General features: G+C 44.7%; 12 protein-coding genes. 6 read left to right on the top strand and 6 right to left on the bottom strand.

Annotated features, from left to right (window positions below; genetic code table 11):
* Positions 1–169 precede the first annotated feature (169 nt).
* The 5 genes from JGK07_RS02695 (at position 170) to coaBC (ending at position 7,266) form a co-directional block, all read left to right on the top strand.
* Entirely contained in the window at positions 170–1,945 is a 1,776-nt protein-coding gene (locus JGK07_RS02695; protein WP_366516898.1) for an acetate--CoA ligase family protein, read from the top strand.
* A 306-nt stretch (positions 1,946–2,251) separates the two neighbouring features.
* On the top strand, positions 2,252–4,432 hold the full coding sequence (locus JGK07_RS02700) for a CHASE domain-containing protein (RefSeq protein ID WP_366934276.1): 2,181 nt from the start codon (positions 2,252–2,254) through the stop codon (positions 4,430–4,432).
* A gap of 354 nt (positions 4,433–4,786) precedes the next feature.
* The gene (locus JGK07_RS02705; RefSeq protein ID WP_293176306.1) at positions 4,787–5,413 is read left to right on the top strand and encodes an alpha/beta hydrolase; all 627 of its coding nucleotides are present in this window, start codon (positions 4,787–4,789) and stop codon (positions 5,411–5,413) included.
* A gap of 45 nt (positions 5,414–5,458) precedes the next feature.
* Positions 5,459–5,671 (top strand): DUF2555 domain-containing protein, encoded by a 213-nt coding sequence (locus JGK07_RS02710; protein ID WP_096830400.1) that lies wholly within the window; start codon positions 5,459–5,461, stop codon positions 5,669–5,671.
* Positions 5,672–6,063: 392 nt separating this feature from the next.
* Positions 6,064–7,266, top strand: coding sequence for a bifunctional phosphopantothenoylcysteine decarboxylase/phosphopantothenate--cysteine ligase CoaBC (gene coaBC, locus JGK07_RS02715; RefSeq protein ID WP_366516850.1), 1,203 nt, complete (start codon positions 6,064–6,066; stop codon positions 7,264–7,266).
* Between the two features lie 126 nt (positions 7,267–7,392).
* Here coaBC and JGK07_RS02720 read toward each other — a convergent pair whose 3' ends face one another.
* Both JGK07_RS02720 and JGK07_RS02725 read right to left on the bottom strand, forming a co-directional pair.
* On the bottom strand, positions 7,393–7,779 hold the full coding sequence (locus JGK07_RS02720; RefSeq protein ID WP_293223907.1) for a transcriptional regulator: 387 nt from the start codon (positions 7,777–7,779) through the stop codon (positions 7,393–7,395).
* Positions 7,748–8,095, bottom strand: a complete 348-nt coding sequence (locus JGK07_RS02725) for a type II toxin-antitoxin system RelE/ParE family toxin (RefSeq protein WP_293204751.1) — start codon at positions 8,093–8,095, stop codon at positions 7,748–7,750. The genes JGK07_RS02720 and JGK07_RS02725 overlap by 32 nt, the downstream gene beginning before the upstream one ends.
* Before the next feature lie 170 nt (positions 8,096–8,265).
* On the opposite strand from JGK07_RS02725, the gene JGK07_RS02730 reads away from it, so the two are divergent.
* Positions 8,266–8,736 carry a hypothetical protein gene (locus JGK07_RS02730; protein ID WP_293176312.1) on the top strand — a complete coding sequence of 157 codons (471 nt, stop codon included), beginning with the start codon at positions 8,266–8,268 and terminating at the stop codon, positions 8,734–8,736.
* 559 nt (positions 8,737–9,295) lie between these two features.
* Here JGK07_RS02730 and JGK07_RS02735 read toward each other — a convergent pair.
* From JGK07_RS02735 to JGK07_RS02750, 4 genes are all read right to left on the bottom strand, one after another.
* The gene (locus JGK07_RS02735) at positions 9,296–10,984 is read right to left on the bottom strand and encodes a DUF262 domain-containing HNH endonuclease family protein (RefSeq protein ID WP_293196323.1); all 1,689 of its coding nucleotides are present in this window, start codon (positions 10,982–10,984) and stop codon (positions 9,296–9,298) included.
* Between the two features lie 159 nt (positions 10,985–11,143).
* Entirely contained in the window at positions 11,144–12,214 is a 1,071-nt protein-coding gene (locus JGK07_RS02740) for an aromatic ring-hydroxylating dioxygenase subunit alpha (RefSeq protein ID WP_293223909.1), read from the bottom strand.
* Positions 12,214–12,900 (bottom strand): bifunctional 2-polyprenyl-6-hydroxyphenol methylase/3-demethylubiquinol 3-O-methyltransferase UbiG, encoded by a 687-nt coding sequence (locus tag JGK07_RS02745; RefSeq protein WP_293176318.1) that lies wholly within the window; start codon positions 12,898–12,900, stop codon positions 12,214–12,216. Before JGK07_RS02745 ends, JGK07_RS02740 begins: the two co-directional genes overlap by 1 nt.
* A 93-nt stretch (positions 12,901–12,993) precedes the next feature.
* A complete protein-coding gene (locus tag JGK07_RS02750; protein ID WP_293176320.1) occupies positions 12,994–14,154 on the bottom strand; it encodes a low temperature requirement protein A in 1,161 nt (386 codons plus the stop codon).
* Positions 14,155–14,179: the final 25 nt, after the last annotated feature.

A 14,179-nucleotide genomic window follows, 5' to 3' on the forward strand; every position in this document is an offset into this window, starting at 1 on the left:
TTTGGTAGTTTTTCTCATTGTCAAATACCTGGAAAGTAGACCACTCATATTTATCAATGCACTATTTTGTGATTTTGTCAATGCGTAAGTCCTAGATATTTTCAACTTCAAACATTACATCGGGCCAAACCCTTATTTAGAAACAGCGGCTTTAGTTTTCGATTTTGCGGTGACGGAGGCGATCGCACCACAGCCGATCGCACATTATCATGAAATTATTGGCGATCGCTACCCGCAACTACTAGGCGAAACCTTCACGAACCACGCCCAACTGTTCGGCCGCACCGCCTCAGAAGTAGCAAAACTCGACATGGGTTTGCACTTCCAACACTGGAACGTCAAACCATTTTCTCACTTTAGCAGAATCAGCATAGAAGCAATTCACGCCCGCAGCGCCAGAGCCGTAGTTTACGCTGTTTGGGATTGGTTTGAAGCCATCAATCAAAATCAAGATTTCCCCCTAGAAGCACAAATTGGCGCGCTGCAAAATATGTTCCGCCAGTCTGTTTACGGAGGCCCGACAGTTTATTCATTAATGCGATCGGCATCCCAAAAAGGCATTCCCACATTTTATTTGTGGGATGAAGGATTGATGCAATACGGTTACGGTAAAAAACTGGTGCGTGGCTCTGCCACAACTTTTGATTCCGACAGCCATTTAGACTCGGATTTTACCACGCGCAAAGACGATTGTAAAGCTTTTCTTGCTACCTTAGGATTTCCAGTTCCCAAAGGCGATATCGTCTCCACAGAAAACGGAGCTCTGGGAGTTGCGAGAGAAATTGGCTACCCAGTTGCTATCAAACCAGTAGTCGGTCATAAAGGAATTGGCGTCACCGCAGATATCCGAGATGCAGAAGAATTGCAGGCGGCTTTTAAAAGAGCAGTCAACGCAATTCCCGAAACATGGCCCGTGCGAGTTATTGTGGAAAATAGCATCAAAGGAGCGGATTTTAGGCTGCTGTGCGTTGACGGCAAGTTTGTTTCTGCAACTGAACGTCGGCCCGCTTGGGTAACAGGGGACGGCGACTCAACTATTCGGGAATTGATCCGCCGCGAAAACCGCAAAACAGAACGCTTGGACACGCCAACTTCGGCGATGAGCAAAATTCAGTCCGACGAAGCGATGGAAATGTACCTGGAAGAACAAGGGCTGTCATTGGATAGTGTCGTAGAGCGCGATCGCACTGTATCTCTTCGCAAAGTAGCCAATCTTTCCGCAGGCGGCGTCAGCATCGATGCTACCCGCACCATTCACCCGGATAACATTGTTTTAGCTCAAGATATCGCCCTGCATTTTCGGTTAACTTGTTTGGGGATTGATGTTGTCACAGAAACTCTCGCCAAATCTTGGAAAACCGGGAATTTTGGGATTATCGAAATCAATGCCGCGCCGGGAATTTTTATGCACCTCAACCCGGCTGTCGGAGAAGGGGTTGATGTGCCTTCACATATTATTGATACTTTCTTTGATTCTGGAAAGTCAGCCAGAATTCCGATTATTACGTTCAACCGAATTTCGGTACACGAACTGCAAGAAACAATTGACCACATTCTGTTGCAACATCCTGATTGGACAATCGGTGCTGTTTGTCGCACTGGACTTTTTGTCAACCGTTCTGAAAAGGTTTTGCATAAAAATTACAATCTTAATGTGCAAACTTTGCTGCGAAATCCTAAACTCGATTTGTTGATTGCTGAATATCCCGAAAATGTTTTGGAAGCTGAGGGAATGTTTTATCAGGGCAGTAATATGGTGGTGCTGGATAATCCGGGGGAAACAGAGATGATTTTGCTCAGGGAAAGCACTGATGATGATACTGTGGTGGTGCGGGAAGGCAATAGTATTTCTATCCGCCGCCAAGGTTTGATCGAACAGTACAGTCTGGAGGATGGGGAACCGTTTACTCGGGTGTATTTGAAGGAAATTGGGACTATTTTGTAAGGTGCAAATTGCTACTTGAGTAAGGTGTGGGTTGCATACAATTAAATCAACACAAAGGTGCGAATTGTTACTCGCACAAAGTAATAAGCGCACCTTCGTGTTGACGGTTAAGTGCAAATTGCTATTTAGGCAAGGTGTGTAGCGCCCACTCAAATTTAACAATCAAGTGCGAATTGCTACTTGTGTAAGGTGCATTCGGCGCACTATACTGAGGTAAAGTAATTGTTATATTGTCGTTACCAAACTAATATTTTCGTAGAAACCGAACTTTATGAAGATAAATTCATATTTGTGCGATCTTAAGTTTTGACACAATCTTGTTTCTGCGCTGTCGATCGTGTTATCAAGGAAATTCAGAACTATTTAAACGAATCGCACTCCGGTGCCAAAAACTCTGGAAATATGAATGTTGCGAGCAATTGGTTTAATTCACTGACGAAAAATTTACAGTCGTATCGCCGCTACATTCCAGCAGCGTTGACTCTTTGCACGGGTGCCGGCTTGTCATTGATAGCGGCTGCCGTTGTCTGGAATTGGGAAAATCAGCGGATGGCAGCAGAATTTCATCAGCAAGCCGATCGCCTGAATGCGACTTTACAGCAAAGCATCAACAAAAACTTAGATTTTCTGTACTCAATTCAAGCATTCTACAGCGCATCTGCTGAAGTTAGCAGACAAGATTTGAGGGAATTCGTTCAACCGGCACTGTCCCGAAATGCTGCTGTCTTTTCTGTAAACTGGGTTTTGCGCGTCCCGGCTGCGGACAAAGCAGCTTACGAACAGACAATTCGAGCCGAAGGTTTTCGGGCATTTCAAATCTACGAGCGAGATGCTGACAAAAAGCCTGTACCAGTAAAAGCGCGATCGGAATATTTTCCTGTCACGTACAGAGAAGCCCTGGAAGCAGATACAAAATCACTGGGTTTCGATCTGGCTTCCAATCCCGAACGCAAAGCAGCTTTAGAGAAGTCGGTGAATACCGGGAAAATAGCTGCTTCGGGGAAGATTAAATTAATTAAGAACGATAGACCTGGAGTGCAACTATTTCTGCCAGTACCTGGCCGCGCAAGTTCTCCAGATAACTCGGCAAACAGCCGCGAAAACCTCAGGGGAGTGATTTCAGGTGTGTTTCAGATTACCAATATGGTCAATTTTTATTTAGAATCACTGAATTTAGACCACATAAATTTTTATCTCTATGACAACTCCGCCACAGAAAAAGAACGGTTTTTGATGCGCTACGACTCGCAAACCAAGCAGTTTATAGATAATCCACAACTAGAACATCCAGAGTTAACTAATCTCCGGCAACCTATCTGTGAAAATAAGAGTGCTTGCACTCGCACATTCAACGTAGCAGACCGCCAGTGGATGCTGCTAGTTTTGCCGGGAAAGGGGTACGATAGTCTGAGCGCCCATGAGGGTTCGCTGGCAATTGGCGCGATCGGGCTTTTGATGAGTGGCAGCTTGACGGCTTACCTGTTGATGTCTCTAGGACGTACAGCCAAAGTAGAACACCAAGTGCGCGATCGTACAATTCAACTAAAAGAGCGCACCGCTGAACTAGAAACGGCACTGACAAATTTACAGTCAGCGCAATTAAAACTAATCCAAACTGAAAAAATGTCCAGCTTGGGGCAGTTGGTGGCTGGAGTCGCTCACGAAATTAACAATCCTGTCTGCTTTATTTCTGGCAACCTGAGCCATACAGGCGAATATACTCAAAACTTGCTGGAACTTGTGAAAATATACCAGCAGCAATATCCCAACCCAACGCCAGAAGTACAAGGAAAACTACAAGAGATCGATTTGGAATTCATTAGTGAAGACTTGCCTAAACTCCTAAAATCGATGAATGTAGGAGCCGAACGCATCCGCCAGATTGTGCTTTCTCTGCGAAATTTTTCGCGTTTGGATGAAGCTGAAATGAAGTCGGTCGATCTTCACGAAGGCCTTGACAGTACCTTGATGATTTTGGACGGTAGGCTAAAAGCTAACGGTGATTTTCCCGGCATTAAAATTATCAAAGAATACGGCAAATTGCCCTTGGTGGAGTGCTGGGCAGGACAATTAAATCAGGTATTCATGAATATTTTAAGCAATGCGATTGATGTTTTGTATGACGGCGCAAAAAATAAACATTTAATCGCAAAATCTTCCTCAGAGTCGCCTTGTTTACCTACCATTGTGATTCGCACTGAACTTTTAAGTTATAATTGTGCGTGCGTGCGGATCGCGGACAATGGAGCGGGCATGACGGAGAAGGTAAAACAACGTTTGTTTGAGCCATTTTTTACTACCAAACCTGTAGGCAAAGGTACCGGATTGGGATTGTCGATTAGCTATCAAATAGTGGAAAAACATCAAGGTTCGCTCAGGTGCGTATCGGCTCCGGGAGAGGGAACTGAATTCTGGATTGAGGTACCCGTGCGGCAACAGCCCGAGCAATCAGTTGCTAATATTTCATCAGCGGTACGCGTCAGTTGACAGTTGACAGTTGACAGTTGACAGTTGACAGTTATATGGCGGTGCCAAGAGTGCGGGCCCTCTTAGGAATGAGAATTAAATAACTTACAATTTTTATTGTTATTGTGGGATGGGCGGGAGAACCCGTTCTTTCTAGACGGGCGGGACGCCCATCCCACAAATATGTATAAATTATTTAATTTGCGATCCTTAATTGACAGTTGACAGTTTAAACAATACCGATGCAACCGGAAACGATATTAGCAAGCACATCCTAATTTACATTTAAATATTACCGAAAACAAATATCTGGGATTTTACGCGCCGCGACAATTTATCATTGTAGTAAGGTCTGATTACCAATTACTAATTACGATGTCTTTACAATTTATTAGCATTCCGCCAACCACCGATCGCAAACCAGTCGCTTTAATTGTCGCTTTGCACGGATGGGGTGCTAATGCTCGGGATTTGACTGCGTTAGCACCGGCTTTCAATTTGCCGGATTATCAGTTTGTGTTTCCCGATGCTCCGTTTCCCCATCCCCAGGTAATGGGTGGCAAAATGTGGTATGACTTGGCAAACAAAGATGCTGAGGGATTGGTAGAAAGCAGGGAATTGCTGAAGGAATTATTGCTGTCTTTGGAAAGCAGCACGGGCGTGCCTTTGTCTCGCACGATTTTAGGAGGCTTTTCTCAAGGCGGAGCGATGACTCTGGATGTGGGTTTGACTTTGCCCGTAGCTGGTTTAATTTGTCTGAGCGGTTATTTGCACTCGTCGATTTCGCCCGTTGCTGGGAGTGCTTTGCCGCCTGTTTCGATCGTGCACGGTACTCAAGATAATATTGTGCCCGTTAGTGCTGCGGTGCGATCGCGCGAGAGTTTGACTGCTTGGGGAGCACCCGTGCAGTATCGAGAATTTAACATGGGACACGAGATTCTGCCGGAAGTTGTAGATGTAATGCGAAGTTTTGTTGTAGAAACTGTGTCTAAATCTGATTAAAGGCTTAGGATATAGTATGGCGGAAGTCTCGGGCAGGGTCAAAAAATGAAAACTTTAACCAAAGCATCGCGCGATATTGCTGTACTTACTTCTGAGGACGTGGCAGAATTGGCTGTCCGTTTGGAAGTTGACGATTATACAGATCCTTTTGAGGGATTGAATGATTGGCATTTGTTGCGATCGCTTGCCTTTCAGCGGCCGGAGATGGTTGAACCCTATCTCCACCTTCTGGATATGGAAGCCTACGACGAAGCATAGGCTTAAAAATCTAGCTCAAAATTTCGACGGGATTGAGGAAGAAGTTAGCAGCATATTTTGTTGCGGATTGAACAGATGAGTTATGGATTTTTGTCTGTTTTCATCTCAACTTCTTTCTTGATTCTTTTTTATTGAAATATGAAACAAGGTTGGTAGTGAGGACTTTAGTCCTTCATGGATGCGGACTAAAGTCCTCACTACCAACCAATCTTATATCCAAATAATATTATAAGTAAGTCGTTTTTTATCTAAAGGGATCATCTCATTTTTGAAAAAAGCATTTTTCATTATAGTGCGAGCGTCCCCGCTCGCGAGCAGTATAATACTCGCGAGCGGGGACGCTCGCACTATATGCAAAACTGAGATGCTCCCTATCTAAAATATAAAATCCTATGGTGAAAGGTAGACGAATTTTAATCGGCGTTAGTGGCGGGATTGCCGCTTACAAAGTTTGTGAAGTAGTTTCAACTTTAGCGAAGGCTGGAGCTGAAGTTAAAGTGATTCTTACTGATGCGGCCGGGGAGTTTGTTACGCCTTTAACTTTTGCTACTCTTTCCCGCCATCCTGCTTTTACAGATCGGGATTTTTGGCAAGCAAATCACGGCCGCCCGCTGCATATTCAACTGGGAGAATGGGCGGAAGTTTTTGTAATTGCTCCCCTGACTGCTAATACTTTGGCTAAGTTGGCGGGGGGTTTTGCTGATAATTTGTTGACTAATACTGTCTTAGCTTCTACTTGCCCAATTTTGCTGGCGCCGGCGATGAATACTGATATGTGGGAACAGCCGGCGGTGCAGCGGAATTGGCGGGAAGTGTTGACTTATCGGCGCTATCATGCGGCGAATCCGGGGGCGGGAATGCTGGCGTGCGATCGCGCGGGTGTTGGCCGGATGGCTGAACCTAATGAGATTTTGCCTCATATTGAGTCGCTGTTGTATACCAAGGGCGATCGAGATTTAGCGGGCAAGCGGGTGTTAATCAGTGCGGGAGGAACCCGAGAACACCTCGATCCGGTGCGGTTTATCGGCAATCCTTCCACGGGCAAAATGGGCATAGCTTTGGCGCAAGCTGCACTGCATCGCGGCGCGGCTGTGACGCTGGTACACAGCATAACTGGGGAATTGTCGCTGTCTGGTGTACGGGCGATCGCAGTTACCAGCGCCCAAGAAATGCGACAGGCGATGCTAGAATGCTTTCACGATGCCGATTTGACGGTGATGGCGGCGGCGGTGGCGGATGTCAAACCAGTCGATCGCAGTAATCAGAAATTGCCAAAGCGATCGCTCCCCAATTCTTTACCGTTAGCGCCTGTAGCCGATATTGTGGCAGAGTTGGGGAACTTGAAGCAGCCACACCAAAAACTCATCGGCTTTGCAGCACAAACTGGGGATATTGTCAAGCCTGCGGTGGAGAAATTGCGGGCTAAGAAGCTGGATGTAATTGCCGCAAACCCGATCGATAAAATAGGTGCTGGTTTCGGCAGCAATACCAATCAAGCAATATTAATTAATACCGCCGGGAAGCAAGTAGAAATTGCACCTTGCAGCAAGCTAGAAATGGCTCACCGACTATTAGATTTTGCGATAGAGCGGTGATATGATTCTCGGTGAATTAACGACCATATTTGTAGGGGCGGATTCACAAAAAATCTTTGATTCACATTCACAATATCTATAAACCCGCCTTGACCGATGCACAGAATGCGATCGACTTCCAACTGGTTATAAATTTGCTGGTTCCGGGCATAATTCTGATTCCACAAAAGTTGTTGATTCCGACTCGGCCGGCAACTCAATATTTGCGATCGTAATTTCTAGTTTAAACCCTAAAGCTTCAAGCAATTCTACCAAACTGTAAATTTCAGAACCGCCGCTTTCAGTCAGCATCTTGTCGAGTTTTTCGTGAACTTCTTTTGCTGACTCAGAAAGAGCATTCATCCTGATTCGAGCCTCAATCACATTTCTGATGGCATTTCTCAAAAGTGCGGGTTCAGGATCTTTTTCTTCCAAAATAGCCCCGATGTAACCAGCAGCTTCTTCAGCCTCTTTGAGAGATTCAATGAGGTACTCGCGGTAGCTATGACTTGTCGGTGCTTTCACGTCTTTCATAATCTTTCCAGTATGCTATGGCTTGTCGAATATCTTGTTCTTGAGTGCTTTTATCTCCGGCTACCAGGATGACCACCACTGTCAACCCAACTTGTCCGAAGTAGACGCGGTAGCCCGGGCCATAATTAATTCTGAGTTCAAAAACTCCTTCTCCTACTGACTTGATATCTCCGAGATTGCCTTGTTGAACTCGGTCAAGCCTAGACTTGATTCTAAATCTGACATTCCGATCGCGAACGGAATCAAGCCACTCGTCGAAAGGAAATTTGCCATCTGATGTACCGTAACTTGTAATTTCCCTGGGTTGTACTTCCACAATTTTATCCTAATTCTTTGCCAATTTCTATAATAAGGCTGTGAAGCGTAGCTATCCCGTAGGGAATCGCCACCGCCTTCCCCAAGCAAATCATACTTAAGACAGAGGCATGAGATCGCCTTTCAGGTAAACCTTGTGCAGGAAACTTTGATTAAAACAGGGAGTTGTAAATGAACTTTAAATCGATCGCAAAAACCAATCTACTACTCAGCAGCCTAATCGTGAGTCTCGGATTCCAAACACTTCCAGCCGCAGCCGCAGTCACCGACGCGCAAGTTTCCGCCCTCGTAGAAGCGCTGCGACAAGCCGCCCCGCCGCAAACCGCAAATGACGGAATGTACAGTCAGTGGCAAGTTTTGCCGGGTAATATTTCCCGCTGGGCAAAATTCTGTACCAAACAAGATTTAACACCGCAACAATTTGAAGCCGACGCCACAAAAGCCAAAACAATTGTTACCTGTATCGTCGGCGATTTGCTGCGCGACGAATACAAAGCTAGCAGCAACAATGAATTAACCGCTATCCGCCGCGCCGCTTGCTGGTGGATGACAGGGGACTCCGCAGCTTGCAAAAGTGGCGCCACTGCTACTTATGCGGACAAAGTTGTCAGCGTTTACCAGCAGCAGCGGCCTAAAAAGTAAGGTTTGTGCTGCGGGATATCGATTTTTTTGACCGCAGATAACGGCAGATTAACGCAGATGAATTGCGATTTTTTAGCAGAGGTGTAACCAATCCTATCGAGCCATCAGATGTAGGTTTTGGGCTGTGTAGCCTTCGGGCAAGTTAGAAATATGGGTTGCCTTCTGCTAAGAAGCAAGCTATAATCAGTAATGTACGACCGAACTGTTCGATAGAGCAGTGTAGGCCGCGCCAATTTTTTTCATGTTTCGTTCGCAAGAACAAGAAGAGAACCCAACAACAGGGTTCTATTTTAATTTATGGATGAGTAACTTTTCCTTTGATTTTAGCTTTCAATCTTGAAGCAATGGGTGCATCTCAATGCAAGCGAATATATGCGTAGGGGCGAAGCATGACCGCAGAAAATAGGAGATGATAACTAATAACTTATATGCGGTCATGCTTCGCCCTCTTCCTTGCGCCAGATGCACCCGAAGCAATTTCTGGTTTGATTGTTAATTTTAGCTCTGGCTTTTGTGCTGATGGACAGATAATAGCAATTTGATATCCAATTCAATTATCCTATAAGCGCCAAAGATTCTTGAGAACATTAATCTGCTCTTTCTGTCGTCGAGCGATTACTTCTGGCGTCCATTCCTGTTCCCGCAGCACTTGGGTAGTAAGTGCAAAGGGTGAAACACCTGTTTTAGTGGTGAAATACTTCTGTTTTTTTACATCAAAATCATAATTTTGTGCCAGAGTGTTTTTCGCACAAGATAGTAAAACTAAGTTGCCAAGACGATGTACATATTGAGCGTGCTCTTGCTGATTAGCAAACCACTTCATCCACTCACTATTAGCACCTAGATTTTGGGGAAGTACGTGCTCGACAGTAATGTTGGAGAAGTTGTAAGATGCTTCACCTTCTGACAGAGCAGCATCTAAGCGCACCAAAACATAACGACGAATTTTTTGCATTAGGTAAAGGTCACTATCGAGGACTCTAAGGATATTGTTTGACTCTTCAGGAGTAAACTGGAGCGGTGAATAGGAATTGAATAAATCTTCCTCTTGCTCAATAGCAGTAAGCAATCTGCTGTAACGTTCTATGCGCTCATTGATATTGGCGCGGACAATCATTAAACCTGCGGCAAGGCGGTCTAAATCTCTAAAGAAACGCAGCAAATTATCGGGGTTATTACGGTTACGGTTGCGAGATAGGTAGAGAATGGCAGGTGGTACCCAGTCAAAATTATCAATTTTGTTTAACCATTTAAATAGTTGATTAATTTCCTGTGCACGCGCCTCGCTTTCATAGGTTAAGTTGTAAATGTCCGAAAAAGCCTTAGCATAAGGAGCTAAAATTTCATCAATGAATTGCTGAGGCCCAGCCGCAGGATTGATGTTTTCTTGAAACTCTTTAAGGATACTCTTGCTAAGTTTTTTCTTTTCCTTAATCATGCGAATATGAGAAAACAAATCTTTGAATAACTCGCGTCCCAGATTCTCCTCGGTATCTTCCCACTTTTTAGTATATTTTTCTTGTTGACTTTCGGGTATTTTTCCGATAATGTCAGCTTTCAAGATATCAGTTACAGAAAGATCTAATCCCCTATTGTTCAACACAGAGAATATCCGATATGCAGAGTCAAAGTCAGGCGTAGAAACCACTACTAAGAAGCACTGAGTAATGATGAACTGGGCAAGGCGTATACAGCAATGTTCGCCTATTGCATGGAAACGTTGCAAGAATAAATGTGCATTTTCTTTAATCAGCTTCTGACTATCCATCAGCTCAACACTGTTCAACTCTTTGAGCTTGTTAATACCACCTTCATTTTGAATATATTCCTTGAAAAAGTCTGCATCTCGCTCGCGCAAAGTCAAACGGTAACGATTAGGAGTACCCGCAATCAAGCTGCCTCTTTGGTATAGAAAAGTGGTCAAGTCATTGGCGTGTTCTGTTGGCAATGATGCCCTGAGAGCAGCTAGTAGTATGGTGAGAGTCGTTAGACGTTGCTGACCATCTACAATTTCAGCGGCTGGCTGCTCCGATTTAATCAAAACTATGCTGCCTAGAAAGTAGGGGTTGAGTTCATCAATCGTCTCGTTACCATCTCCCAAGAATGTTAGCAGGTCTTCCAGCAGTTCCCCAGCTTCCTCCTTTGTCCAAGCATAGGGACGCTGGTAGAGGGGAATGGTGAACATAAAGTCATCGCTAAAGATTTTTTTAATCGGATGTTGTTCACCCTTGATGCTGACACGGTTCATGCTTGGTTCCTGTGTTAGGTATGGTTGGTAATTGCTTCCCGAAAGTCAATTTTCCCTGTTGCTAGAATACCATGCTCAAGCTTGGAAAGGCGAACTCTCAACTTAGCCTGTGCAGGCTGGTTCCATTCGTCGCGCCGCAGATGTCAATCTGCGGCTGAATCACTCTTTTTCCGCCTGACTTCTCATCAACTTTTGCACGCTACCCAACGCCCGATTTAATTCGTAACTCTTTCTTTCCGAATTCTGCAAAAAAGCCTGCTGTTCTTCCTCAATCATTAACACATCCTGCCGCACCAAACCATCTAATAACTTTTGAGCGGCACCGAAACAGCTATCTTTGATAAACTTGCGAAACCACACAGGCAATTTGTGCAGCCGCCAAAACGCATTTAATGAGGTAAAATGAACTAAATAAGCGCGAGTTGCTGTCTCGCTTACCGGGCAAACCAAGCAGTAAATCTTAAAGTCGCTTCCCAATGTTGAAACCCAGTGCGGGTAAACATAACTCACGTCAAGCGGTTCCGGGTGCAGTCGGCGCAGAGACTTAAAAAATAACTGGGAAATTGACCAAATTTTATCTATTTTGTAATAACTTTGTGCTTGATAGCGAGCTGTTACTTGATGCTCGTCTTCTGCTAAACTATCTAATACCGGATTTGCCCAAGCTTGCCAATCATCGTGCAAGTGTCCGTGGTACATATCCATCAAATTTTCAATTAAAAATGAATAGTGTGCCTGACAGTCGATGACTGAGACTGTGGCAATATAATTGAGATGTTCCCACTCGGGCAAATCCAATAAATCTATTTTTTCGGCTTGGGTTTTGTCGCCGGGAAACAGCCAGATAAAACCGTTTTGCTCCTTGACTGGATAGGAGCGAATTTTGCAGTTAGGTAGCTTTTGGTTTTCTGCTAAATAATCGACTTCGGCGCATTCTCCGCTTGCATTTAATCGCCATCCGTGGTAAGCGCATTCGATTAAATCGCCTTTAACTTTGCCGTGGCTGAGTTTAACTTGTCGGTGCGGGCACCTGTCTTCTAAGGCGTTGATTTTGCCTGTACTGTCGCGGAAAAGTGCGATCGCCCGATGCCACAATATCACAGCTAGGGGCTGACTCTGTACCTCTGTGCTGCGGGCGACTGCATACCATTGCTCCAAATTAATGCCCAACTCGCGGATGTGAGTTTTTTCTCCCCTTGCAGATATCGATTCGATCGCATTATTTTGCATTACAAATTTTCCCAAATTACGCCCATAGAACAACCCAATCTTACAAAATAACAGCCGGGAAAGCAACGGCCGTAAATTCTTTTAAATCTCCCTTCTGACAAATACCTGTCGCTCGCTAAATGCTTCAACCAGCTTGGCGACAATCTAAATTTCAACAATCTTGAAGCATCGCGAAATCCGTATTTAGAACAATCGGGAATAAAATCTCTAATTGCACCTATAATGTAGCCGAGGGTGGCTGGTGTTTCGACTTCTGAGACATTATCTAAAAAGACAATTTTACCCTGCCGATTTAACAAGTTCTTAATGCCTGAGAGGGCGACGGGTAGGTTGGGTAGGTGGTGAAAAGTGGTGGCACTAACTATTAAATCAAATTGGCGATCGAGCGCTAATTGACTGGCATCCATTTGGATGTATTCGATATTGGGGGCTGAGCGTTTTTGACTAGCAATAGCCAGCATTTTTGCTGATAAATCTACCGCCACTACACGCTCGTAATACTTAGCTAATTCCCAAGCCAGAATGCCAGAACCGCAGCCAATATCTAATGCTGTACCTTTGTTGGAAGACAGATTTTTAGTAAAAAAATCGTTCTGGCTTTCCAAGGTGGCAGCGAAATCGTATTCTGTTGCAAAATCATCAAACGTTACAGATTTATTGGGAATTTTCCAGTTACTCTTCAGCATCTATTCTTGCTTTATACTCATTCAACATTTTACCCGCAGATGCACCCAAAGCCACGCGGATGTTTTTTTGTTCCCAAGCTCTGACTTTTCTCCTCAGCGAAACCACACCCACAAACCGTAACTCATCTGAATTGCTAGTAATATTACCAACAAACTCAGGAGAGCGATCGCTCCTAATCCTCCGAAAAGACCTACAATTAGTGTCACAACCGCCGCAGCTAACTTTAAGGCAGGACTCCATATCGGGTGAGCGGGTTCGTCCTCATCTCGGCGCAAAGTGGTTTCTAGTAGAGCAATCACAGCTAAAGAAATCGCTAAAGAACCACAAATTAAGCACCGCACGTTCAAAGGCAGCACTGTTGCTTTCGAGGCAATTACATTGTTGATTCCTGCCGCCGTTGCCGTCACCGACATTACCAGCGGCATATGCAAATATCCCCAAGCAAATACCCAACCAGTTGCAGGTTTTGGAGGCCTGCGAGCGACAAAATCAAAGTATATCCACCATATACCGAAAATCAGCGTCATTCCCAGAATTCCAGTGATGGCATGGGCGAATTCAAAGTGTTCTTTGGCGGCTAATCCTTGAACTACGCTGACTACGGCTTCCCCCAAAACTATAATCATAAATAGTCCGTATCTTTCGGGAAGTCTGGAACTGCTAAATTGGGGGAGTTTTGATTGGTGTCTGAGGGTAAATATCGGGGTATTGATATCTACAAATAAGCCAATTACCCACAAGATAAAACGTGTTGGGGGAGGTGCGAAAACGGATAAGATAAAAAAGGCGATCGAAATACTAGAACCAATGACAAACCGTTTCGCAGTTGGGCGGAAACTCGGTTCGTGGTAACCAGCACGCCACCAGAGAACAGTTACGATCGATCGCGCAAATACGTAAGATAAGGCAAAACCCACAGAGGTTTCTCCTAAACCGTGGTGGGAAAATACCGCCAATCCCGCTACAGCCAAAATTAGGAGAAACGTAAACAATCGATTTTCAATTCCTTCTGTCTCAAACCGCTCATTATAGTAAGTTGCACCGATCCAAACCCACCACGCGGGCAAGAATAGCAAGATGTATTTACCCGCGCCTACCCAAGAAACATCGATCGCCAAATTGTGCGATAATTCGGCAATAATAACTACGAATACCAGGTCAAAAAAGAGTTCCAGCCAGCTAACTTTTCGGTGCAATTGCTGTTCTTCGTCGGTGCGGATTTGCGGTTTTTGCCACCAGATTCTTTTAGCCATAAACCAATGTTTTGTGTGCTAATTT

Origin of the sequence: Microcoleus sp. PH2017_24_DOB_U_A (genome assembly GCF_020738205.1) — a bacterium.
Lineage (GTDB): Bacteria > Cyanobacteriota > Cyanobacteriia > Cyanobacteriales > Microcoleaceae > Microcoleus.